The organism is Streptomyces sp. NBC_01716 (assembly GCF_036248275.1).
GTDB lineage: Bacteria > Actinomycetota > Actinomycetes > Streptomycetales > Streptomycetaceae > Streptomyces.
Genome location: NZ_CP109181.1, coordinates 3,412,736 through 3,433,750, shown reverse-complemented (window position 1 = coordinate 3,433,750; position 21,015 = coordinate 3,412,736). Strand labels below are relative to the sequence as shown.

Annotated in this window: 34 protein-coding genes; 32 read left to right on the top strand and 2 right to left on the bottom strand. The window is 67.2% G+C overall.

Translation table 11 applies throughout. From position 1 onward, the window contains the following. Positions 1-34 precede the first annotated feature (34 nt). The gene (locus tag OIE74_RS14920; protein ID WP_329383134.1) at positions 35-226 is read right to left on the bottom strand and encodes a DUF1059 domain-containing protein; all 192 of its coding nucleotides are present in this window, start codon (positions 224-226) and stop codon (positions 35-37) included. A 685-nt stretch (positions 227-911) separates the two neighbouring features. Between OIE74_RS14920 and rpsJ the strand changes: the two genes are divergently transcribed. The 31 genes from rpsJ to truA all read left to right on the top strand — a co-directional run bounded on the left by rpsJ (position 912) and on the right by truA (position 18,353). Further along, positions 912-1,220 carry a 30S ribosomal protein S10 gene (rpsJ, locus tag OIE74_RS14910; RefSeq protein ID WP_003948644.1) on the top strand — a complete coding sequence of 103 codons (309 nt, stop codon included), beginning with the start codon at positions 912-914 and terminating at the stop codon, positions 1,218-1,220. Positions 1,221-1,234: 14 nt separating this feature from the next. Continuing rightward, a complete protein-coding gene (rplC, locus tag OIE74_RS14905) occupies positions 1,235-1,879 on the top strand; it encodes a 50S ribosomal protein L3 (RefSeq protein ID WP_329383132.1) in 645 nt (214 codons plus the stop codon). Between the two features lie 4 nt (positions 1,880-1,883). Next, positions 1,884-2,546 carry a 50S ribosomal protein L4 gene (gene rplD / locus OIE74_RS14900; protein ID WP_329383129.1) on the top strand — a complete coding sequence of 221 codons (663 nt, stop codon included), beginning with the start codon at positions 1,884-1,886 and terminating at the stop codon, positions 2,544-2,546. Further along, positions 2,546-2,863, top strand: a complete 318-nt coding sequence (gene rplW / locus OIE74_RS14895) for a 50S ribosomal protein L23 (protein WP_078075546.1) — start codon at positions 2,546-2,548, stop codon at positions 2,861-2,863. The genes rplD and rplW overlap by 1 nt, the downstream gene beginning before the upstream one ends. A 47-nt stretch (positions 2,864-2,910) precedes the next feature. Next, a complete protein-coding gene (gene rplB, locus OIE74_RS14890; RefSeq protein WP_329383126.1) occupies positions 2,911-3,747 on the top strand; it encodes a 50S ribosomal protein L2 in 837 nt (278 codons plus the stop codon). A gap of 14 nt (positions 3,748-3,761) precedes the next feature. Further along, a complete protein-coding gene (rpsS, locus tag OIE74_RS14885; RefSeq protein ID WP_003966956.1) occupies positions 3,762-4,043 on the top strand; it encodes a 30S ribosomal protein S19 in 282 nt (93 codons plus the stop codon). A gap of 43 nt (positions 4,044-4,086) precedes the next feature. After that, positions 4,087-4,434 (top strand): 50S ribosomal protein L22, encoded by a 348-nt coding sequence (gene rplV / locus OIE74_RS14880; RefSeq protein ID WP_189107821.1) that lies wholly within the window; start codon positions 4,087-4,089, stop codon positions 4,432-4,434. Next, entirely contained in the window at positions 4,434-5,294 is an 861-nt protein-coding gene (rpsC, locus tag OIE74_RS14875; protein ID WP_329383124.1) for a 30S ribosomal protein S3, read from the top strand. Before rplV ends, rpsC begins: the two co-directional genes overlap by 1 nt. A 5-nt stretch (positions 5,295-5,299) precedes the next feature. After that, positions 5,300-5,719: a 50S ribosomal protein L16 gene (gene rplP, locus OIE74_RS14870; protein ID WP_023539339.1), complete on the top strand. Its 420-nt coding sequence runs from the start codon at positions 5,300-5,302 to the stop codon at positions 5,717-5,719. Then, the gene (rpmC, locus tag OIE74_RS14865; RefSeq protein WP_031230018.1) at positions 5,719-5,943 is read left to right on the top strand and encodes a 50S ribosomal protein L29; all 225 of its coding nucleotides are present in this window, start codon (positions 5,719-5,721) and stop codon (positions 5,941-5,943) included. Before rplP ends, rpmC begins: the two co-directional genes overlap by 1 nt. Continuing rightward, a complete protein-coding gene (gene rpsQ, locus OIE74_RS14860) occupies positions 5,943-6,233 on the top strand; it encodes a 30S ribosomal protein S17 (protein ID WP_329383121.1) in 291 nt (96 codons plus the stop codon). The genes rpmC and rpsQ overlap by 1 nt, the downstream gene beginning before the upstream one ends. Before the next feature lie 119 nt (positions 6,234-6,352). Next, on the top strand, positions 6,353-6,721 hold the full coding sequence (gene rplN / locus OIE74_RS14855; RefSeq protein WP_023539336.1) for a 50S ribosomal protein L14: 369 nt from the start codon (positions 6,353-6,355) through the stop codon (positions 6,719-6,721). Between the two features lie 2 nt (positions 6,722-6,723). Then, positions 6,724-7,047 carry a 50S ribosomal protein L24 gene (gene rplX, locus OIE74_RS14850; RefSeq protein WP_329383118.1) on the top strand — a complete coding sequence of 108 codons (324 nt, stop codon included), beginning with the start codon at positions 6,724-6,726 and terminating at the stop codon, positions 7,045-7,047. Then, positions 7,047-7,607: a 50S ribosomal protein L5 gene (gene rplE / locus OIE74_RS14845; RefSeq protein WP_329383115.1), complete on the top strand. Its 561-nt coding sequence runs from the start codon at positions 7,047-7,049 to the stop codon at positions 7,605-7,607. Before rplX ends, rplE begins: the two co-directional genes overlap by 1 nt. Before the next feature lie 2 nt (positions 7,608-7,609). Then, positions 7,610-7,795: a type Z 30S ribosomal protein S14 gene (locus OIE74_RS14840; RefSeq protein ID WP_003948630.1), complete on the top strand. Its 186-nt coding sequence runs from the start codon at positions 7,610-7,612 to the stop codon at positions 7,793-7,795. A gap of 264 nt (positions 7,796-8,059) precedes the next feature. Continuing rightward, complete coding sequence (gene rpsH, locus OIE74_RS14835) at positions 8,060-8,458, top strand: 30S ribosomal protein S8 (RefSeq protein WP_023539333.1); 399 nt, start codon at positions 8,060-8,062, stop codon at positions 8,456-8,458. Between the two features lie 21 nt (positions 8,459-8,479). Then, positions 8,480-9,019 carry a 50S ribosomal protein L6 gene (rplF, locus tag OIE74_RS14830; protein WP_329383113.1) on the top strand — a complete coding sequence of 180 codons (540 nt, stop codon included), beginning with the start codon at positions 8,480-8,482 and terminating at the stop codon, positions 9,017-9,019. Positions 9,020-9,021: 2 nt separating this feature from the next. Beyond that, on the top strand, positions 9,022-9,405 hold the full coding sequence (rplR, locus tag OIE74_RS14825; RefSeq protein WP_329383110.1) for a 50S ribosomal protein L18: 384 nt from the start codon (positions 9,022-9,024) through the stop codon (positions 9,403-9,405). A 46-nt stretch (positions 9,406-9,451) separates the two neighbouring features. Then, positions 9,452-10,054 carry a 30S ribosomal protein S5 gene (rpsE, locus tag OIE74_RS14820; protein ID WP_023539330.1) on the top strand — a complete coding sequence of 201 codons (603 nt, stop codon included), beginning with the start codon at positions 9,452-9,454 and terminating at the stop codon, positions 10,052-10,054. Further along, complete coding sequence (rpmD, locus tag OIE74_RS14815) at positions 10,054-10,236, top strand: 50S ribosomal protein L30 (protein ID WP_329383108.1); 183 nt, start codon at positions 10,054-10,056, stop codon at positions 10,234-10,236. Before rpsE ends, rpmD begins: the two co-directional genes overlap by 1 nt. 1 nt (position 10,237) lies before the next feature. After that, entirely contained in the window at positions 10,238-10,693 is a 456-nt protein-coding gene (gene rplO / locus OIE74_RS14810) for a 50S ribosomal protein L15 (RefSeq protein WP_023539328.1), read from the top strand. Between the two features lie 264 nt (positions 10,694-10,957). Beyond that, positions 10,958-12,277: a preprotein translocase subunit SecY gene (gene secY, locus OIE74_RS14805; protein ID WP_078075536.1), complete on the top strand. Its 1,320-nt coding sequence runs from the start codon at positions 10,958-10,960 to the stop codon at positions 12,275-12,277. Next, on the top strand, positions 12,277-12,939 hold the full coding sequence (locus OIE74_RS14800) for an adenylate kinase (protein WP_329383105.1): 663 nt from the start codon (positions 12,277-12,279) through the stop codon (positions 12,937-12,939). Before secY ends, OIE74_RS14800 begins: the two co-directional genes overlap by 1 nt. Positions 12,940-13,107: 168 nt before the next feature. Then, a complete protein-coding gene (gene map, locus OIE74_RS14795; protein WP_329392301.1) occupies positions 13,108-13,944 on the top strand; it encodes a type I methionyl aminopeptidase in 837 nt (278 codons plus the stop codon). A 177-nt stretch (positions 13,945-14,121) separates the two neighbouring features. Continuing rightward, positions 14,122-14,343, top strand: coding sequence for a translation initiation factor IF-1 (gene infA, locus OIE74_RS14790; protein WP_003956442.1), 222 nt, complete (start codon positions 14,122-14,124; stop codon positions 14,341-14,343). 55 nt (positions 14,344-14,398) lie between these two features. Continuing rightward, positions 14,399-14,512 (top strand): 50S ribosomal protein L36, encoded by a 114-nt coding sequence (gene rpmJ, locus OIE74_RS14785; protein ID WP_003956441.1) that lies wholly within the window; start codon positions 14,399-14,401, stop codon positions 14,510-14,512. A gap of 188 nt (positions 14,513-14,700) precedes the next feature. Then, the gene (rpsM, locus tag OIE74_RS14780; protein ID WP_329383102.1) at positions 14,701-15,081 is read left to right on the top strand and encodes a 30S ribosomal protein S13; all 381 of its coding nucleotides are present in this window, start codon (positions 14,701-14,703) and stop codon (positions 15,079-15,081) included. A gap of 64 nt (positions 15,082-15,145) precedes the next feature. After that, positions 15,146-15,550 carry a 30S ribosomal protein S11 gene (rpsK, locus tag OIE74_RS14775; RefSeq protein WP_003956432.1) on the top strand — a complete coding sequence of 135 codons (405 nt, stop codon included), beginning with the start codon at positions 15,146-15,148 and terminating at the stop codon, positions 15,548-15,550. 116 nt (positions 15,551-15,666) lie between these two features. After that, positions 15,667-16,689, top strand: a complete 1,023-nt coding sequence (locus tag OIE74_RS14770; RefSeq protein WP_003956430.1) for a DNA-directed RNA polymerase subunit alpha — start codon at positions 15,667-15,669, stop codon at positions 16,687-16,689. Between the two features lie 133 nt (positions 16,690-16,822). Next, complete coding sequence (gene rplQ / locus OIE74_RS14765) at positions 16,823-17,362, top strand: 50S ribosomal protein L17 (protein WP_329383100.1); 540 nt, start codon at positions 16,823-16,825, stop codon at positions 17,360-17,362. An 82-nt stretch (positions 17,363-17,444) separates the two neighbouring features. Next, complete coding sequence (truA, locus tag OIE74_RS14760; RefSeq protein WP_329383098.1) at positions 17,445-18,353, top strand: tRNA pseudouridine(38-40) synthase TruA; 909 nt, start codon at positions 17,445-17,447, stop codon at positions 18,351-18,353. On the opposite strand, the gene OIE74_RS14755 is transcribed toward truA, so the two are convergent. After that, complete coding sequence (locus OIE74_RS14755; RefSeq protein ID WP_329383096.1) at positions 18,321-19,202, bottom strand: hypothetical protein; 882 nt, start codon at positions 19,200-19,202, stop codon at positions 18,321-18,323. The two genes, truA and OIE74_RS14755, sit on opposite strands and share 33 nt — an antisense overlap. A gap of 75 nt (positions 19,203-19,277) precedes the next feature. Here OIE74_RS14755 and OIE74_RS14750 point away from each other — a divergent pair, with 75 nt between their 5' ends. Next, a complete protein-coding gene (locus OIE74_RS14750; protein ID WP_329383093.1) occupies positions 19,278-20,909 on the top strand; it encodes an ABC-F family ATP-binding cassette domain-containing protein in 1,632 nt (543 codons plus the stop codon). Positions 20,910-21,015 lie beyond the last annotated feature (106 nt).

Here is a 21,015-nt window from a genome sequence, read left to right as displayed (position 1 = left end):
GGCTGGTTCGCCGGAATCTCACCCGCCCCGGACCTCACACCTGCTGCGGCATCTCGTCCTTCAGGTTGGACCGGATCTGGGCCCGTAGTTCCGCCGTGTTCTCGTGGCCGTGCACCGAAGTCGCGTGTTCGCTCGCGGCGCGGACGACCTCGTCCTCCTCGCCCGTGATGGCGAGGGTGCAGTTCGTCTCGCTCGGCATGTCCCGGGAGTCGACTACTTTCCGCATGATGCACACCTCCACCACCCATTTTCCTCCGTTTCGGGGAGGCAGGGCAGCGATGGGTGGCTGTCAGCAGCCGTAGTGGCAGCGGCAGGCCGCGATCCGGTGCCGCCGCCCTTTTCGAGCTGGTCGATCGAGGCCAGCAGTCTGCGGGCGTTCTCCGGGCTCGCGAGCAGGTGGGCCGTTTCGTTGAGGGACTCGTAGTCGTCCATTGCCGCCATCACGACCGCACCGTACAGGCGGGCCCGCGCGGGCAACGGCGCTCCGCGTCAGCCCCAGGGTTCGCCCCTCCCCCCGTGGGGTACGCTCTCTCGCCGCGATTGGCCAGGGCTCCGGGCCATATGGCACACTGCTCAGGTTGCTCGGTTGAGTGCCGATGCTGCGCGCCTCCCGCCGGGGGGACCGGAAGCGAGTCCCACAGTACTCGTCGTCCCATCTGCCTCTCACGGCAGCGCTGGGGCGGACGTACGGGAATCTTCCGGGAAGTGTCAGCGGGGTACCGGCCAGGCACCCGGTGGGCGTTCGTCCCCGGTCTCGCGGACTTCGGGCCCGCAACCCCTTGGTCAGGGAAATCCTTCGGGATTCGTCTGTAGAGGGAATGCGACACGCCCGACCGCGTGGGTCGGAGATGGGCAGTGCACAGGCCCCCCGGGAGCCAGAGCGTTTCGAGAGACAGGACTACTGAGTAGCCATGGCGGGACAGAAGATCCGCATCCGGCTCAAGGCCTACGACCACGAGGTCATCGACTCTTCGGCGAAGAAGATCGTCGAGACGGTGACTCGCACTGGTGCGTCGGTCGCGGGCCCGGTGCCGCTGCCCACTGAGAAGAACGTGTACTGCGTCATCAAGTCGCCGCACAAGTACAAGGACTCGCGCGAGCACTTCGAGATGCGCACGCACAAGCGCCTGATCGACATTCTCGACCCGACGCCCAAGACCGTTGACTCGTTGATGCGCCTGGACCTTCCGGCCGGCGTCGACATCGAGATCAAGCTCTGAGAGGCGCGGAAGAGATGGCAAAGCAGATCAAGGGTGTCCTGGGCGAGAAGCTCGGCATGACCCAGGTCTGGGACGAGAACAACCGTGTCGTCCCGGTGACCGTGGTCAAGGCCGGACCCTGCGTCGTTACCCAGGTCCGTACGAATGACTCCGACGGCTACGAGTCGGTCCAGATCGCCTTCGGCGAGATCGACCCGCGCAAGGTGAACAAGCCCCTCAAGGGCCACTTCGCCAAGGCCGACGTGACCCCCCGCCGCCACCTGGTGGAGCTCCGCACCTCCGACGCCGGCGAGTACACGCTCGGCCAGGAGATCACCGCTGCCGCGTTCGAGTCCGGCGTCAAGGTCGACGTCACGGGCAAGAGCAAGGGCAAGGGCTTCGCCGGTGTCATGAAGCGTCACAACTTCAAGGGCCTCGGCGCCGGTCACGGAACCCAGCGCAAGCACCGCTCTCCCGGCTCCATCGGTGGCTGCGCCACCCCGGGCCGTGTGTTCAAGGGCCTCCGCATGGCGGGTCGCATGGGCAACGAGCGGGTCACCACCCAGAACCTGACCGTTCACGCCGTTGACGCGGAGAAGGGCCTGCTCCTCATCAAGGGCGCGGTCCCCGGTCCGAACGGCGGCCTCGTCCTGGTCCGCACCGCGGCGAAGGGGGCCTGAAGACATGAGCAGCACCATCGACATCATGTCGCCCTCGGGCGACAAGACCGGGACCGTCGAGCTCCCGGCCGAGATCTTCGACGCCAAGGTCAGCATCCCGCTGATCCACCAGGTCGTCGTCGCGCAGCTGGCCGCCGCCCGTCAGGGCACGCACAAGGTCAAGCGCCGTGGCGAGGTCCGTGGTGGTGGCAAGAAGCCTTACCGCCAGAAGGGCACCGGCCGCGCCCGTCAGGGTTCGACCCGTGCGCCGCAGTTCGCCGGCGGTGGCGTCGTACACGGCCCCACCCCGCGTGACTACTCGCAGCGGACCCCGAAGAAGATGAAGGTCGCCGCCCTGCGCGGGGCCCTCACCGACCGGGCCCGCAACGCCCGTATCCACGTCGTCTCCGACGTGGTCGAGGGCGTGGCGTCCACCAAGGCCGCCAAGACCCTGCTCGGCAAGGTCAGCGAGCGCAAGAACGTGCTCCTGGTCGTCGAGCGGAGCGACGAGAACGCGTGGCTGTCCGCGCGCAATCTCCCCGAGGTCCACCTGCTGGACCCGGGACAGCTCAACACGTACGACGTGCTTGTCTCCGACGACGTGGTCTTCACCAAGGCCGCCTTCGAGTCCTTCGTGTCCGGCGGGGCTGCGCGACAGACTGCCGAGACCGAGGGGAGCGAAGCCTGATGGCCGAGATCACCAGCAAGACCTTCACGGACCCGCGTGACGTTCTCGTCAAGCCCGTGGTGTCCGAGAAGAGCTACGCGCTGCTCGACGAGAACAAGTACACGTTCATCGTCGCGCCCGGCTCCAACAAGACCCAGATCAAGCAGGCCGTCGAGGCGGTCTTCTCGGTCAAGGTCACCGGGGTCAACACGATCAACCGGCAGGGCAAGCGCAAGCGCACCCGCACCGGTTTCGGCAAGCGCTCGGACACCAAGCGCGCCATCGTGACCCTCGCCGAGGGCGACCGTATCGACATCTTCGGCGGCCCGACTTCCTAACGGAAGTCGGATCGAATCGAAGTCCGGAATATTCCGAGGACTGAGAAATGGGTATCCGCAAGTACAAGCCGACGACCCCGGGCCGTCGTGGCTCCAGCGTCGCCGACTTCGTCGAGATCACGCGGTCCACGCCGGAGAAGTCGCTGGTCCGCCCGCTGCACAGCAAGGGCGGCCGTAACAACGCCGGTCGTGTGACCGTTCGCCACCAGGGCGGCGGCCACAAGCGCGCCTTCCGTCTGATCGACTTCCGTCGTCACGACAAGGACGGTGTGCCGGCCAAGGTCGCCCACATCGAGTACGACCCGAACCGCACCGCGCGCATCGCGCTCCTGCACTACGCGGACGGCGAGAAGCGCTACATTCTCGCGCCGCGTGGCCTGGCGCAGGGCAGCCGTGTCGAGAACGGCCCGTCCGCCGACATCAAGCCCGGCAACAACCTGGCGCTGCGCAACATCCCGGTCGGTACGACCATCCACGCCATCGAGCTGCGTCCCGGCGGCGGCGCGAAGTTCGCCCGTTCCGCGGGCACTTCCGTACAGCTGCTGGCGAAGGAGGGCTCCATGGCCCACCTTCGTATGCCGTCCGGAGAGATCCGGCTGGTCGACGTCCGCTGCCGCGCCACCATCGGTGAGGTCGGCAACGCCGAGCAGTCGAACATCAACTGGGGCAAGGCCGGCCGTATGCGCTGGAAGGGCGTCCGCCCGACCGTCCGCGGTGTCGCCATGAACCCCGTTGACCACCCGCACGGTGGTGGTGAGGGCAAGACCTCTGGTGGTCGCCACCCGGTCAGCCCGTGGGGTCAGAAGGAAGGTCGTACGCGTTCGCCGAAGAAGGCGAGCAACAAGTACATCGTCCGCCGCCGCAAGACGAACAAGAAGCGCTAGGAGCGGGTTTTCAGATGCCGCGCAGTCTCAAGAAGGGGCCCTTCGTCGACGGCCACCTCATCAAGAAGGTGGACGTCCAGAACGAAGCTGGCACCAAGAACGTCATCAAGACCTGGTCCCGTCGCTCGATGATCGTCCCGGCAATGCTGGGCCACACCATCGCGGTGCACAACGGCAAGATCCATGTCCCGGTGTTCGTCACCGAGTCGATGGTCGGCCACAAGCTCGGCGAGTTCTCGCCGACTCGCACCTTCCGCGGCCACGTCAAGGACGACCGGAAGTCGAAGCGCCGCTAACCGCGGGGTGGAAACGACTATGACTTACACCGAAGGGACAACCATGGAAGCCAGGGCCCAGGCGCGGTACATCCGCGTCACGCCCATGAAGGCCCGCCGCGTGGTGGACCTCATCCGTGGCATGGACGCCACGGAGGCTCAGGCGGTCCTGCGTTTCGCCCCGCAGGCCGCGAGCGTGCCGGTCGGCAAGGTGCTGGACAGCGCCATTGCCAACGCCGCGCACAACTACGACCACTCCGACGCCACTTCGCTGGTCATCAGCGAGGCGTACGTGGACGAGGGTCCGACCCTGAAGCGGTTCCGGCCGCGTGCCCAGGGCCGCGCCTACCGGATCCGTAAGCGGACCAGCCACATCACCGTGGTCGTCAGCAGCAAGGAAGGAACCCGGTAATGGGCCAGAAGGTTAACCCGCATGGGTTCCGGCTCGGTATCACCACGGACTTCAAGTCCCGCTGGTATGCCGACAAGCTGTACAAGGACTACGTCAAGGAAGACGTCGCCATTCGTCGCATGATGACGAAGGGGATGGAGCGTGCCGGTATCTCCAAGGTGGAGATCGAGCGCACCCGTGACCGCGTCCGCGTGGACATCCACACCGCACGTCCGGGCATCGTCATCGGCCGCCGCGGCGCCGAGGCCGACCGTATCCGCGGCGAGCTGGAGAAGCTGACCGGCAAGCAGGTCCAGCTGAACATCCTTGAGGTCAAGAACCCCGAGGTGGACGCTCAGCTGGTGGCCCAGGCCGTCGCCGAGCAGCTGTCCTCGCGTGTCTCCTTCCGTCGCGCCATGCGCAAGAGCATGCAGTCGACGATGAAGGCCGGCGCCAAGGGCATCAAGATCCAGTGCGGTGGCCGCCTCGGCGGCGCCGAGATGTCGCGCTCGGAGTTCTACCGCGAGGGCCGCGTGCCCCTGCACACGCTCCGTGCCAACGTCGACTACGGCTTCTTCGAGGCCAAGACGACCTTCGGCCGTATCGGCGTGAAGGTCTGGATCTACAAGGGCGACGTCAAGAACATCGCCGAGGTGCGCGCCGAGAACGCCGCGGCGCGCGCGGGCAACCGTCCGGCCCGTGGCGGCGGCAGCGACCGCCCCGCCGGCCGCGGTGGCCGCGGTGGCGAGCGCGGCGGTCGTGGTGGCCGCAAGCCGCAGCAGGCTCCGGGTGCCGAGGCTCCCGAGTCGGCGAAGGCCGGTGCCACGGCTGCTCCGGCAGCGGAGGCCGCGCCCACTTCTACCGGCGGAACGGAGGCCTGACCGAAATGCTGATCCCCCGTAGGGTCAAGCACCGCAAGCAGCACCACCCGAAGCGCAGCGGAATGTCCAAGGGTGGTACGCAGGTTGCGTTCGGCGAGTACGGCATCCAGGCGCTGACCCCGGCGTACGTGACGAACCGCCAGATCGAGGCGGCTCGTATCGCGATGACCCGCCACATCAAGCGTGGCGGCAAGGTCTGGATCAACATCTACCCGGACCGTCCGCTCACGAAGAAGCCCGCCGAGACCCGCATGGGTTCCGGTAAGGGTTCTCCCGAGTGGTGGATCGCGAACGTCAAGCCCGGCCGGGTGATGTTCGAGCTGTCCTACCCGAACGAGAAGGTTGCCAAGGAGGCGCTCACCCGCGCCGCCCACAAGCTTCCGATGAAGTGCCGCATCGTTCGGCGCGAGGCAGGTGAGTCGTGATGGCGGCCGTTACCAAGGCGTCCGAGCTGCGTGAACTGGGCAACGAGGAGCTTGTCGACAAGCTTCGCGAGGCCAAGGAAGAGCTGTTCAACCTCCGCTTCCAGGCGGCGACCGGTCAGCTTGAGAACCACGGCCGGCTGAAGCTGGTCCGGAAGGACATCGCGCGGATCTACACCCTGATGCGTGAGCGCGAGCTGGGCATCGAGACGGTGGAGAGCGCCTGATGACTGAGAGCAACGTGACCGAGACGACCGCGAAGAGCGAGCGCGGATTCCGCAAGACCCGTGAGGGTCTCGTCGTCAGCGACAAGATGGACAAGACCGTCGTCGTCGCTGTCGAGGACCGCGTGAAGCACGCCCTGTACGGCAAGGTCATCCGCCGTACGAACAAGCTCAAGGCGCACGACGAGCAGAACGCCGCCGGGATCGGCGACCGTGTCCTCCTCATGGAGACCCGGCCGCTGTCCGCGACGAAGCGCTGGCGCATCGTCGAGATCCTTGAGAAGGCCAAGTAGTCCAGGCCGCAGTAATCCCTCCCAGGGCATTCTCTGGGAGTAGTTCCGCCAGGCTCGGCGGGGGCCGGCCGTAAGAGGACGGCCCCCGCCGGGAACCGGCAGACGATCAGGAGATAGACGTGATCCAGCAGGAGTCGCGACTGCGTGTCGCCGACAACACTGGTGCCAAGGAGATCCTTTGCATCCGTGTTCTCGGTGGCTCGGGTCGCCGCTACGCGGGTATCGGTGACGTCATCGTCGCCACCGTCAAGGACGCGATCCCCGGTGGCAACGTGAAGAAGGGTGACGTCATCAAGGCGGTCATCGTTCGCACCGTGAAGGAGCGCCGCCGCCAGGACGGCTCGTACATCCGCTTCGACGAGAACGCCGCCGTCATTCTGAAGAACGACGGCGACCCTCGTGGCACCCGTATCTTCGGCCCGGTGGGCCGTGAGCTGCGCGAGAAGAAGTTCATGAAGATCATCTCGCTCGCGCCGGAGGTGCTGTAAGCATGAAGATCAAGAAGGGCGACCTGGTTCAGGTCATCACCGGCAAGGACAAGGGCAAGCAGGGCAAGGTCATCGTGGCCTACCCCACGCAGGACCGCGTCCTCGTCGAGGGTGTCAACCGGGTCAAGAAGCACACCAAGGCCGGCCAGACCGCTCGTGGTTCGCAGACCGGCGGCATCGTGACGACCGAGGCCCCTGTCCACGTCAGCAACGTTCAGCTGGTCGTGGAGAAGGACGGCAAGAAGGTCGCCACCCGCGTCGGGTACCGCTTTGACGACGAGGGCAACAAGATCCGCGTTGCCAAGCGGACCGGTGAGGACATCTGATGACGACCACCACCACCGCGCCGCGTCTGAAGCTGCGCTACCGCGAGGAGATCGCCGGCAAGCTGCGTGAGGAGTTCTCGTACGAGAACGTCATGCAGATCCCCGGTCTCGTCAAGATCGTGGTCAACATGGGTGTGGGCGACGCCGCCCGCGACTCCAAGCTGATCGAGGGTGCCATCAAGGACCTCACCACGATCACCGGCCAGAAGCCGGCCGTGACCAAGGCCCGCAAGTCGATCGCGCAGTTCAAGCTGCGCGAGGGGCAGCCGATCGGCTGCCACGTCACCCTCCGCGGTGACCGCATGTGGGAGTTCCTGGACCGTACGCTGTCGCTCGCGCTGCCGCGTATCCGTGACTTCCGCGGCCTGTCGCCGAAGCAGTTCGACGGCCGTGGCAACTACACCTTCGGTCTCACGGAGCAGGTCATGTTCCACGAGATCGACCAGGACAAGATCGACCGGGTCCGGGGCATGGACATCACCGTGGTGACCACGGCGACCAACGACGACGAGGGTCGTGCCCTCCTTCGTCACCTCGGCTTCCCGTTCAAGGAGAACTGACCGTGGCGAAGAAGGCTCTGATCGCTAAGGCCGCCCGCAAGCCGAAGTTCGGCGTGCGCGGTTACACCCGCTGCCAGCGCTGCGGGCGCCCCCACTCCGTCTACCGCAAGTTCGGCCTCTGCCGTGTCTGCCTTCGTGAGATGGCACACCGCGGCGAGCTGCCGGGCGTCACCAAGAGCTCCTGGTAGTTCTCCGCCCACCCGTCACCCGACCACCGCCCCTCAAGGGCGGCCTACGGCCGGCGGATTGGATTCGAGAATCAACCAGACGCTCTCGGTAAGCAACTGGTCGGCGGATGCCCTGCCCCACATGCCGTAGGCTTGCGGGGTTGGGCGTCCGGCGCCCAAAACTTACTACGCCGTAGGTCCCCGCACCGCACCCGTCCCGCCATCGAGCGGGGAGAGGGATGGCGCATACAGGAAACCCCGGCGAGAGAGGCCGAAGGCCAATTCATGACCATGACTGATCCCATCGCAGACATGCTCACGCGTCTGCGTAACGCGAACTCGGCGTATCACGACACCGTCGAGATGCCGCACAGCAAGATCAAGTCGCACATCGCGGAGATCCTCCAGCAGGAGGGCTTCATCACCGGCTGGAAGGTCGAGGACGCCGAGGTCGGCAAGAGCCTCACCCTTGAGCTGAAGTTCGGCCCGAACCGCGAGCGTTCGATCGCCGGCATCAAGCGCATCTCGAAGCCGGGTCTGCGCGTGTATGCCAAGTCCACCAACCTGCCCAAGGTGCTCGGCGGCCTGGGCGTGGCGATCATCTCCACGTCCCACGGTCTTCTGACGGGCCAGCAGGCAGGCAAGAAGGGCGTAGGTGGGGAAGTCCTCGCCTACGTCTGGTAGTCGGGAACGGAGGAAAAGCTCATGTCGCGAATCGGCAAGCTCCCCATCCAGGTTCCCACCGGTGTGGACGTCACCATCGACGGCCGTACGGTCGCGGTGAAGGGCCCCAAGGGTTCCCTCTCGCACACCGTGGCGGCGCCGATCGAGGTCACCAAGGGCGACGACGGCACCCTCAAGGTGCTGCGCCCGAACGACGAGCGTCAGAACAAGGCCCTCCACGGCCTGTCCCGCACGCTGGTGGCGAACATGATCACCGGTGTGACCCAGGGATACACCAAGGCGCTCGAAATCAGCGGTGTCGGCTACCGCGTCCAGGCGAAGGGCTCCAACCTGGAGTTCGCGCTCGGATACAGCCACCCGATCACCGTCGAGGCGCCCGAAGGCATCACCTTCAAGGTCGAGTCCCCGACGAAGCTCAGTGTCGAGGGCATCGACAAGCAGAAGGTCGGCGAGGTCGCGGCGAACATCCGCAAGCTGCGGAAGCCCGACCCGTACAAGGCCAAGGGCGTCAAGTACGCCGGCGAGGTCATCCGCCGCAAGGTCGGAAAGGCGGGTAAGTAGCCATGGCATACGGTGTGAAGATCGCCAAGGGCAAGGCCTACAAGGCCGCTGCCATCAAGCGCCGGCACATCCGCGTACGCAAGAAGGTCTCGGGCACGCAGGCGCGCCCCCGGCTCGTTGTGACGCGTTCCAACCGCCACATGGTGGCCCAGGTCATCGACGACATCGCGGGCCACACGCTCGCTTCGGCGTCGACCCTGGACACCTCGATCCGCGGTGGCGAGGGCGACAAGAGCGCCCAGGCACAGCGGGTGGGTGCCCTGGTCGCCGAGCGCGCCAAGGCCGCCGGTATCGAGGCCGTCGTGTTCGACCGTGGTGGCAACCAGTACGCCGGGCGGATTGCCGCTCTGGCTGACGCCGCCCGTGAAGCCGGGCTGAAGTTCTAAGCCCCGGTTCCGGAGCTAGCGGACGTAACAGAGAGAGGTAAATCCAATGGCTGGACCCCAGCGCCGCGGAAGCGGTGCCGGTGGCGGCGAGCGGCGGGACCGGAAGGGCCGTGACGGTGGCGCTGCCGCCGAGAAGACCGCGTACGTCGAGCGTGTCGTCGCGATCAACCGTGTCGCCAAGGTCGTGAAGGGTGGTCGTCGCTTCAGCTTCACCGCGCTGGTCGTGGTGGGCGACGGTGACGGCACCGTGGGTGTCGGTTACGGCAAGGCCAAGGAGGTGCCGGCCGCCATCGCCAAGGGTGTTGAGGAGGCCAAGAAGCACTTCTTCAAGGTCCCCCGTATCCAGGGCACCATCCCGCACCCGATCCAGGGTGAGAAGGCGGCGGGCGTCGTCCTGCTCAAGCCCGCGTCCCCCGGTACCGGCGTCATCGCCGGTGGCCCGGTGCGTGCGGTGCTCGAGTGCGCCGGCGTCCACGACATCCTGTCGAAGTCGCTCGGTTCGTCGAACCCGATCAACATCGTGCACGCGACCGTGGCGGCCCTTCAGGGTCTGCAGCGTCCCGAGGAGATCGCGGCCCGCCGCGGTCTGCCCCTTGAGGACGTCGCCCCCGCGGCTCTGCTCAGGGCGCGTGCGGGAGCGGGTGCGTGATGGCCCGTCTCAAGATCACGCAGACGAAGTCGTACATCGGCAGCAAGCAGAACCACCGCGAGACCCTTCGTTCGCTCGGCCTCAAGCGGGTCAACGACGTGGTTGTCAAGGAAGACCGTCCCGAGTTCCGCGGCATGGCCAACACCGTGCGGCACCTCGTGACGGTTGAGGAGGTCGACTGACATGGCGGAGCAGAAGCCGCTGAAGGTCCACAACCTCCGTCCTGCCCCCGGAGCCAAGACCGCCAAGACCCGTGTGGGCCGTGGCGAGGCGTCCAAGGGCAAGACCGCGGGTCGTGGCACCAAGGGCACCAAGGCCCGTTACCAGGTTCCGGAGCGCTTCGAGGGCGGGCAGATGCCCCTCCACATGCGTCTCCCGAAGCTCAAGGGCTTCAAGAACCCGTTCCGCACCGAGTACCAGGTCGTGAACCTGGACAAGCTGGCCGAGCTCTACCCGCAGGGTGGCGAGGTCACTGTGGCCGATCTGGTCGACAAGGGCGCGGTCCGTAAGAACAGCCTCGTCAAGGTCCTGGGCCAGGGCGAGATCTCCGTGGCACTGACGGTTTCGGTTGACGCCGCTTCCGGCTCCGCCAAGGAGAAGATTGCCGCCGCCGGCGGCTCCGTCACCGAACTCGTCTGAGACGTCTCGGACGAATTCGATGGACTGAACACCAACCGGGGGTGCCTCTCAAAAGGGGCATCCCCGGTTGGTCGTTCCAGGGGAGCAGGTACGCCGGTAAGGTGGCGTGCACTATTGCTGTATGAACCCGGGGGTCCGCCCCCGGACCCCGAGCCACGCGGACTCTCCGCAGGGGTGGTCGCGTGGCTTTTTGCCTGATATGTATCCGTCGATCCTCAAGACCGTCACCCTTGACGCGCGAGCGCGGGGGTCGCAGGAGGCACCGTGCTCACCGCGTTCGCCCGGGCGTTCAAGACGCCCGACCTGCGCAAGAAGCTGCTCTTCACGCTGTTCATCATCGTGCTGTACCGGTTCGGGGCGCACATCCCCGTCCCGGGCGTCAGCTACGAGAACGTTCAGACGTGTGTCGACGCAGCCCAGAAGGGCAACAACAGCCTGTTCGGCTTGGTGAACATGTTCAGCGGCGGAGCGCTGCTGCAGATTACGATCTTCGCGCTCGGCATCATGCCGTACATCACGGCAAGCATCATCCTGCAGCTGCTGACCGTGGTCATCCCCCGACTCGAAGCCCTCAAGAAGGAAGGGCAGTCCGGTCAGGCCAAGATCACTCAGTACACCCGATACCTGACAGTCGCCCTCGCGGTGCTCCAGGGCACCGGTCTGGTGGCTACCGCACGCAGCGGCGCGCTCTTCAGCGGCTGCCCCGTCGCCTCGGAGATCGTTCCGGACCAGTCGATCTTCATCACCGTCACGATGGTCATCACGATGACCGCCGGTACGGCCGCCGTCATGTGGCTCGGTGAGATGATCACCGACAAGGGCATCGGCAACGGCATGTCCATCCTGATGTTCATCTCCATCGCCGCCGGCTTCCCCGGCGCGCTGTGGGCCATCAAGGAGAGCGGCAAGCTCGCCCAGGGCTGGATCGAGTTCGGCACGGTCATTCTGATCGGCTTCGTGATGGTGGGTCTCGTCGTCTTCGTCGAGCAGGCGCAGCGCCGGATCCCCGTCCAGTACGCGAAGCGGATGATCGGCCGCAGGTCCTACGGCGGTACGTCCACGTACATCCCGCTGAAGGTGAACCAGGCGGGTGTGATCCCCGTCATCTTCGCGTCGTCGCTGCTCTACATCCCGGCGCTGATCGCGCAGTTCTCCAGCTCGCAGTCGGGCTGGAAGACCTGGATCGAAGCCCACTTCATCAAGGGTGACCATCCGTACTACATCGCGACCTACTTCGTGCTGGTCGTGTTCTTCGCCTTCTTCTACGTGGCCATCACGTTCAACCCCGAAGAAGTAGCGGACAACATGAAGAAGTATGGTGGCTTCATCCCGGGCATCCGGGCCGGTCGACCTACTGCCGAGTATCTGAGTTACGTACTCAACCGGATCACTTGGCCGGGCTCGCTGTACCTGGGGTTGATCGCTCTCGTCCCAACGATGGCGTTGGCAGGCTTCGGCGGCGCGAACCAGAACTTCCCGTTCGGCGGGACAAGCATCCTGATCATCGTGGGTGTGGGTCTGGAGACCGTGAAGCAGATCGAGAGCCAGCTCCAGCAGCGTAATTACGAAGGGTTCCTCCGCTGATGCGAATTGTCCTCGTCGGACCGCCCGGTGCCGGCAAGGGAACGCAGGCTGCGTACCTCGCCGAGAACCTCTCCATTCCGCACATCTCCACCGGTGATCTGTTCCGCGCCAACATGAGCCAGGGCACCGACCTCGGCAAACAGGCGAAGAGCTACATCAACGCCGGGAACCTGGTTCCCGACGAGGTCACCATCGCGATGGCGCTGGAACGGATGGGGCAGCCGGACGCCGCGAACGGCTTCCTTCTGGACGGCTTTCCCCGCAACGTCTTCCAGGCCGAGGCGCTCGACAAGGCGCTCACGGCCGAGGGGCTGCATCTGGACGCCGTGCTGGACCTGGAGGTCGACGAGGACGAGGTGGTCAAGCGGATCGCCGGTCGGCGCACCTGCCGCAAGGACAGCTCGCACGTCTTCCACCTCACCTACAGCCCGCCGAAGGAGCAGGGTGTGTGTGATGTGTGCGGCGGTGAGCTGTACCAGCGGCACGACGACTCCGAGGAGACGGTCCGCACGCGGCTGGAGGTCTACCACACGCAGACCGAGCCGATCATCGACCACTACCGGGAGCAGGGCCTCGTGGTCACCATCTCGGCGCTGGGCAAGGTCGCCGAGGTGACCAAGCGCGCGATGGCGGCTCTGGAGGAGGGGGGCCGGGCCGCCTAGGTCCGGTTCTCAGCGCGGTACCACCTTGTACGGCACAGTGATACGGCCGGGGCGCCCGAGTGGGCACCACGGCCGTACTGCTGTCCGGGCGACTACCGTAGATGTGCCCGCGCGGACGCCGCGCGGCTGAGACAACGTTTCTTCGACCGAGTGAGGCAGGCCGCCGTCATGGTGGAGATCAAGACCCCCGAGCAGATCGCGAAGATGCGCGAGGCCGGGCTGGTCGTCGCCGCGATCCACGCGGCCACCGGCGAGGCCGCGGTGCCCGGCGCCACCACGAAGGACCTGGACGAGGTCGCGCGCAAGGTCCTCGCCGACCATGGCGCGAAGCCCAACTTCCTCGGTTACGGCGGGTTCCCCGCGACGATCTGCACCTCGGTCAACGAGGTGGTGGTGCACGGGATCCCGGACACCACGACCGTACTGAAGGACGGCGACATCATCTCGATCGACGCCGGCGCGATCGTGGACGGCTGGCACGGCGACGCGGCCTTCACGGCGTTCGTGGGCGGCGGTCACGCCCCGGAGCTGATCGAGCTCTCGCGCGTGACGGAGGGGTCGATGTGGGCGGGGATCGCGGCGATGCGCGGCGGTGCCCGGCTGGTCGACGTCTCGCGGGCGATCGAGACGTACATCCGCCGCCAGCCGAAGCCGGGCGGCGGCAAGTACGGCATCGTCGAGGACTACGGCGGCCACGGCATCGGCACCCAGATGCACATGGACCCGCATCTGCTGAACTACGTCTCCCGCAAGCGCGGCAAGGGCCCGAAGCTGGTCCCCGGCTTCTGCCTGGCGATCGAGCCGATGGTCTCGCTCGGCACGCCGCACACGGAGGTCCTGTCCGACGAGTGGACGGTCATCACGACCGACGGCACGTGGTCCTCGCACTGGGAGCACTCGGTGGCCCTGACGGAGGACGGCCCCCTGGTCCTGACGGCGGTCGACGGCGGTAAAGCGAAGCTGGCGGAGCTGGGTGTCACGGCCGCGCCGGACCCGCTGGCGTGAGCGGACCCCCGGGGCATCCGGGGGATCAGGGGATTGACGATCTCCAAGGGTGGGCAAACTCACCGATTCGTGTTTTCGGGAGCCCTGCCGTAGACTGACGCGTCGGCTCTGGTGTACCCGTGTGTCCGCATTCGGGGGCCCAGAATCGATCAAGGTAGCCGATTCGAAGGGCGAAGCGTGGCCAAGAAGCAAGGTGCCATCGAAATTGAGGGCACCGTGATCGAGTCTCTCCCGAACGCCATGTTCAAGGTGGAGCTCCAGAACGGTCACAAGGTCCTCGCGCACATCAGTGGCAAGATGCGGATGCACTACATCCGAATCCTTCCCGATGACCGGGTAGTGGTGGAGCTGTCTCCCTACGACCTGACGCGTGGCCGGATCGTCTACCGATACAAGTAGATCTTGCCTCACCCCCTTCCCGGGGTGCCGGCACTGACCCGGAGAACCTCACACCATGAAGGTCAAGCCGAGCGTCAAGAAGATCTGCGACAAGTGCAAGGTGATCCGCCGCCACGGTCGGGTCATGGTCATCTGTGACAACCTGCGCCACAAGCAGCGCCAGGGCTGACGCACGACCCCCTCTGCATCTCGCAGTACTTCGCGCGACGCGAGCGAAAACGTATATACGCAGTGTCCGACGCCATCCGCACCAGCTGATGGCGCCGACACCTCCGGCGGAGGCCGGGGACCCGGAGAGAGCACAGCGGTCCGGGAGAGTCACTGCGGAAGACCTCCGAAATCACTCAGGAGCCATGAATGGCACGCCTCGCAGGCGTTGACCTCCCGCGCGAAAAGCGCGTCGAGGTCGCCCTCACCTATGTCTTCGGCATCGGGCGCACCCGGTCCAAGGAAGCCCTCGCCGCCACCGGCGTCGACCCCAACGTGCGCGTCCGCGACCTCGCCGAGGATGACCTCGTCAAGCTCCGCGAGTACGTGGACGGCAACCTCAAGACCGAGGGTGACCTCCGTCGCGAGATCCAGGCCGACATCCGCCGCAAGGTCGAGATCGGCTGCTACCAGGGTCTGCGCCACCGTCGCGGCCTGCCGGTCCACGGCCAGCGCACGAGCACGAACGCCCGTACCCGCAAGGGTCCGCGTCGCGCCATCGCCGGCAAGAAGAAGCCGGGCAAGAAGTAGTCCTCAGCGGACGCTCATCAGCGGTCTTCGCTGTAGGACCGACCACCTCCCGTAGGAGTAATAGATGCCCCCCAAGGGTCGTCAGGGCGCTGCCAAGAAGGTGCGCCGCAAGGAAAAGAAGAACGTCGCTCACGGGCACGCCCACATCAAGAGCACGTTCAACAACACCATCGTCTCGATCACCGACCCCTCGGGCAACGTGATCTCCTGGGCCTCCGCCGGCCACGTCGGCTTCAAGGGCTCGCGCAAGTCCACCCCCTTCGCCGCGCAGATGGCCGCCGAGTCGGCCGCCCGCCGGGCGCAGGAGCACGGCATGCGCAAGGTCGACGTCTTCGTCAAGGGTCCCGGCTCCGGCCGTGAGACCGCGATCCGCTCGCTCCAGGCCACGGGCCTGGAGGTGGGTTCGATCCAGGACGTCACCCCCACCCCGCACAACGGCTGCCGCCCCCCGAAGCGTCGCCGCGTTTGATCTTCCGTACCCCCTAGGGGTATGGGTCGCGGGCGGTACGGGGCCTTCGCCCCGTGCCGCCCGTATCCTTGTTCTGTTGGCATCAAATAGCGGGTGCCAAGACTGGAGGCATTTCCATGCTTATCGCTCAGCGTCCGTCGCTGACCGAAGAGGTCGTCGACGAATACCGTTCGCGGTTCGTGATCGAGCCCCTGGAGCCGGGTTTCGGCTACACGCTCGGTAACTCTCTGCGCCGTACGCTCCTCTCCTCGATCCCCGGAGCCGCTGTCACCAGCATCCGGATCGACGGGGTCCTGCACGAGTTCACCACCGTGCCGGGCGTCAAGGAGGACGTCACCGACCTCATCCTCAACATCAAGCAGCTGGTCGTCTCCTCGGAGCACGACGAGCCGGTCGTGATGTACCTGCGCAAGCAGGGCCCCGGCCTGGTCACCGCCGCCGACATCGCGCCTCCGGCCGGTGTCGAGGTCCACAACCCGGACCTCGTGCTGGCGACGCTGAACGGCAAGGGCAAGCTGGAGATGGAGCTGACCGTCGAGCGCGGTCGCGGCTACGTCTCCGCCGTCCAGAACAAGCAGGTGGGCCAGGAGATCGGCCGTATCCCGGTCGACTCGATCTACTCGCCGGTGCTCAAGGTCACGTACAAGGTCGAGGCGACCCGTGTCGAGCAGCGCACCGACTTCGACAAGCTGATCGTCGACGTCGAGACCAAGCAGGCCATGCGCCCCCGCGACGCCATGGCGTCCGCCGGCAAGACGCTGGTCGAGCTGTTCGGTCTGGCGCGCGAGCTCAACATCGACGCCGAGGGCATCGACATGGGCCCGTCGCCGACGGACGCGGCGCTCGCCGCGGATCTGGCGCTGCCGATCGAGGAGCTGGAGCTCACCGTCCGGTCGTACAACTGCCTCAAGCGCGAGGGCATCCACTCCGTGGGTGAGCTCGTGGCGCGGTCCGAGGCGGACCTGCTCGACATCCGTAACTTCGGCGCCAAGTCGATCGACGAGGTCAAGGCGAAGCTGGCCGGCATGGGCCTGGCCCTCAAGGACAGCCCGCCCGGATTCGACCCCACCGCCGCCGCTGACGCGTTCGGCGCGGACGACGACGCGGACGCGGGTTTCGTGGAGACCGAGCAGTACTAGGACCCCGGGCCCGGGGCTGGGGCTTTGTCCTCAAACGCCGGACGGGCTGGGATTTTCTTTCCGTGGACATCCGTCCGCGGGGAACTGACACCGGTACCTGATACGGCCGGTGCAGATATGAAGGGGTAACACCATGCCGAAGCCCGCCAAGGGTGCCCGTCTGGGCGGCAGCGCCGCGCACGAGCGGCTGCTTCTCGCGAACCTCGCGAAGGCGCTGTTCGAGCACGGCAAGATCACGACGACCGAGGCCAAGGCCCGCCGGCTGCGTCCGGTCGCCGAGCGTCTGGTCACCAAGGCGAAGAAGGGCGACATCCACAACCGTCGCCTCGTTCTCCAGACGATCACGGACAAGAGCATCGTGCACACGCTCTTCACCGAGATCGCTCCGCGGTACGAGAACCGCCCCGGTGGCTACACCCGTATCACCAAGATCGGTCCCCGTCGTGGCGACAACGCCCCGATGGCGGTCATCGAGCTGGTCGAGGCCCTGACCGTGGCGCAGAAGGCCACCGGTGAGGCCGAGGCCGCGACGAAGCGCGCCGTCAAGGAAGACGCCCTCAAGAAGGAGGCGGACTCCACGGAGGACGCCCCCGTCGAGGACGCCAAGGCGGTCGAGACCGAGGCCAAGACCGAGGCCAAGGACGAGGCCAAGGACGAGTCCAAGGACGCCTGAGCGTCCCCATGACGTGTCCGGCCGACGGACGGGCCCGCTCCCTCACGGGGGCGGGCCCGTTCCGTTGCGAGAGGAGCTGCGGGTGAGTGAGGACATCGAGGGGGCGGCGCCCGGGTTCGTACGGGTGCGGCTGGACCTCAGTTACGACGGGAAGGACTTCTCCGGCTGGGCGCGGCAGGCCACCCGGCGGACCGTCCAGGGGGACATCGAGGACGCGCTGAAGGTGGTGACACGGTCCGCGCGGGCGTACGAGCTGACCGTCGCGGGGCGGACCGACGCGGGCGTGCACGCGCGCGGCCAGGTCGCGCACGTCGACCTGCCCGTCGAGCTGTGGGCCGAGCACCGGGAGAAGCTGCTGCGGCGCCTCGCGGGGCGCCTCGCGCACGATGTGCGGGTGTGGCGGGTCGAGGAGGCCCCACCGGGCTTCAACGCCCGTTTCTCGGCGGTCTGGCGGCGCTACGCCTACCGCGTCACCGACGACCCCGGCGGCGTCGACCCGCTGCTGCGCGGTCATGTCCTGTGGCACGACTGGGCGTTGGACGTGGACGCGATGAACGCCGCGTCGGCGGGGCTGCTCGGGGAGCACGACTTCGTCGCGTACTGCAAGAGGCGAGAGGGCGCGACGACCATCCGTACGCTCCAGCGGCTGGAGTGGGAGCGGGACGCGCACGGCGTCGTCACCGCGACCGTGCGCGCCGACGCCTTCTGCCACAACATGGTGCGCTCGCTGGTGGGCGCGCTGCTGTTCGTCGGCGACGGGCACCGGCCCGTGGAGTGGCCGGCGAAGGTGCTGGCCGCCGGGGTGCGGGACTCGGCCGTCCATGTCGTACGGCCCCATGGACTCACCCTGGAGGAGGTCGGCTACCCGGCCGACGACCAGCTCGCCGAGCGCAACCGGCTGGCCCGCAACAAGCGGACCCTGCCGGCTGCCGGGGGGACGGGCACGGGTGCTACGACGTCACTGGTCGACGGGTGCGGTGGCTGCTGCTGACGCCTGGGTCTCGCCGCGCTTGCGGATCTGGAGGAAGGTGAACTCCGCGACATCGTCGCCGGTGGTGTAGACGTCCTTGTCGGTCTTCACGACGTCCTTGCCGTTGGTGAAGCCGCCGACGGTGAAGTACACGTACCGGCCCACCGAGTTGGTGGTCTTGCGGCAGATCGTGCCGCCCCGGCAGAACGTCGGGACCCCCGACCCGGAGAGCGAGGCCAGGCCGCCGCGCGCCTCCTTCTTCGCCTTCAGCGCCTGCGTCTCGGTGGAGAAGACGGCGACGCCGACGGTCACGGCCGTGCCCTCGCGGGTGTACGTGGCGCGGATGACCTGGTCGCAGGTGTTGGAGGCGAGGATCGAGCCGAGGTCGCCCTGGGTCGCGCCCGCGCAGTTCGTGGTGCGGTTCGTGGCGCCCTTCGTGTACTCGCGGTCGCCCATCGTCAGCTTGGAGCCGGGGAAGAGGGTGTCGGCGCCGAGGGGCGCCGTGTCCTTGTCCTCGGTGGAGATGAAGTCCTTCGGGTCCGGCGGCGGCAGCGGCACGGCCTCGGAGAAGGACGGCTCGGGTTCGGCGCTCTCGCTGGGCAGGTCGGGCGGCGCGGGCAGGTCGCTCGCGTTCTTGCCGCCCGCCCGGTCACCGTCGCCGTTCGTGGACACGACGGCCGTCGCGACGATCGCCGCGACGGCGGCGGTGGCGAGCGCGCCGCCGCCTATCAGCATCCACCGCCTGCGCCTCGCCCGCTGTGCCGACGCGTCGGCGAGCGCGGCCCAGTCCGGTGTCTGCCCCTGCGGGTCGCGTGATCCGTACGGCCCTTGCGGGGGCGGTCCGTAGGGCCCCCCTTGACCAAAGCTCATGGCGGGAGTTTAGCGCCGGACGAGCCCGCCGCCGTAAGCGGAATTCGGTTGGAGAGCGGGACCTTGGCGGTGACAATGCGGAGCATGGGACATCTAGAGGCCGCGCATCTGGAGTACTACCTACCGGACGGACGGGTGCTTCTCGGCGATGCCTCGTTCCGGGTCGGCGAGGGCGCCGTCGTGGCGCTCGTGGGAGCCAACGGCGCGGGTAAGACGACGCTGCTGCGGCTGATCGCCGGGGAGCTCCAGCCGCACGGCGGCACGGTGACGGTCAGCGGCGGGCTCGGTGTCATGTCGCAGTTCGTGGGCTCGGTGCGCGACGACCGTACGGTCCGTGACCTGCTGGTCTCGGTCGCGCAGCCACGGATCCGCGAGGCGGCCCGCGCGGTGGACGAGGCCGAGCACCTGATCATGACGGTCGACGACGAGGCCGCGCAGATGGGGTACGCGCAGGCGCTCAGCGACTGGGCGGAGGCGCGTGGGTACGAGGCCGAGACCCTGTGGGACGTGTGCACGACGGCCGCGCTGGGTGTCCCGTACGAGAAGGCGCAGTTCCGCGCGCTGACCACGCTGTCGGGCGGCGAGCAGAAACGGCTGGTGCTGGAGGCGCTGCTGCGCGGGCCCGACGAGGTCCTGCTGCTGGACGAGCCGGACAACTACCTCGACGTACCGGGGAAGCGGTGGCTGGAGGAGCGGCTCAAAGAGACGCGCAAGACTGTGCTGTTCGTCTCCCACGACCGGGAGTTGCTGGCCAGGGCGGCGGAGAAGATCGTGAGCGTGGAGCCGGGCCCGGCCGGGTCGGACGTGTGGGTGCACGGCGCCGGCTTCGGTACGTATCACGAGGCCCGGCGCGAGCGCTTCGCGCGCTTCGAGGAGCTGAAGCGGCGCTGGGACGAGGAGCACGCGCGGCTGAAGGCGCTGGTGCACCGGCTGCGGCAGCAGGCGGCGATCAGCCCCGACATGGCGTCGCGCTATCGCGCCATGCAGACGCGTTTCAAGAAGTTCGAGGAGGCCGGGCCGCCGCCTGAGCCGCCGCGCGAGCAGGACATCCGGATGCGGCTCAAGGGCGGACGTACCGGCGTACGGGCGGTGACCTGCGAGAATCTGGAGCTGACCGGTCTGATGAAGCCGTTCTCGCTGGAGATCTTCTACGGCGAGCGGGTCGCGGTCCTGGGGTCGAACGGCTCCGGCAAGTCGCACTTCCTGCGGCTGCTCGCGGGCGACCCGTCGGTCGCGCACACGGGCAGGTGGAAGCTGGGCGCGCGCGTCGTGCCAGGCCACTTCGCGCAGACGCACGCCCATCCGGAGCTGCTGGGACGGACCCTGGTCGACATCCTGTGGACCGAGCACGCGAAGGACCGGGGCGGCGCGATGAGCGTGCTGCGGCGCTACGAGCTGGAGCGGCAGGGGGACCAGCCCTTCGAAAAGCTGTCGGGCGGGCAGCAGGCACGCTTCCAGGTCCTGCTGCTGGAGCTGGGCGGGACGACGGCGCTGCTGCTGGACGAGCCGACGGACAACCTGGACCTGGAGTCGGCGGAGGCCCTTCAGGACGGGCTTGAGGCGTACGAGGGGACGGTGCTCGCCGTCACGCACGACCGGTGGTTCGCCAAGTCCTTCGACCGCTATCTGGTCTTCGGGTCGGACGGGGTGGTGCGGGAGACGGCGGAGCCGGTGTGGGACGAGCGGCGGGTGGTGCGGGCGCGGTAGGGCGGGTCCGTGGGTTACGTGGGCGGGGCCTCGTTTTGACCCGTACGGCGCACCCTGGGTATCCTTCTGGTTCGTTATGCGTATTGGCTTGTTCATTCTCACGTGA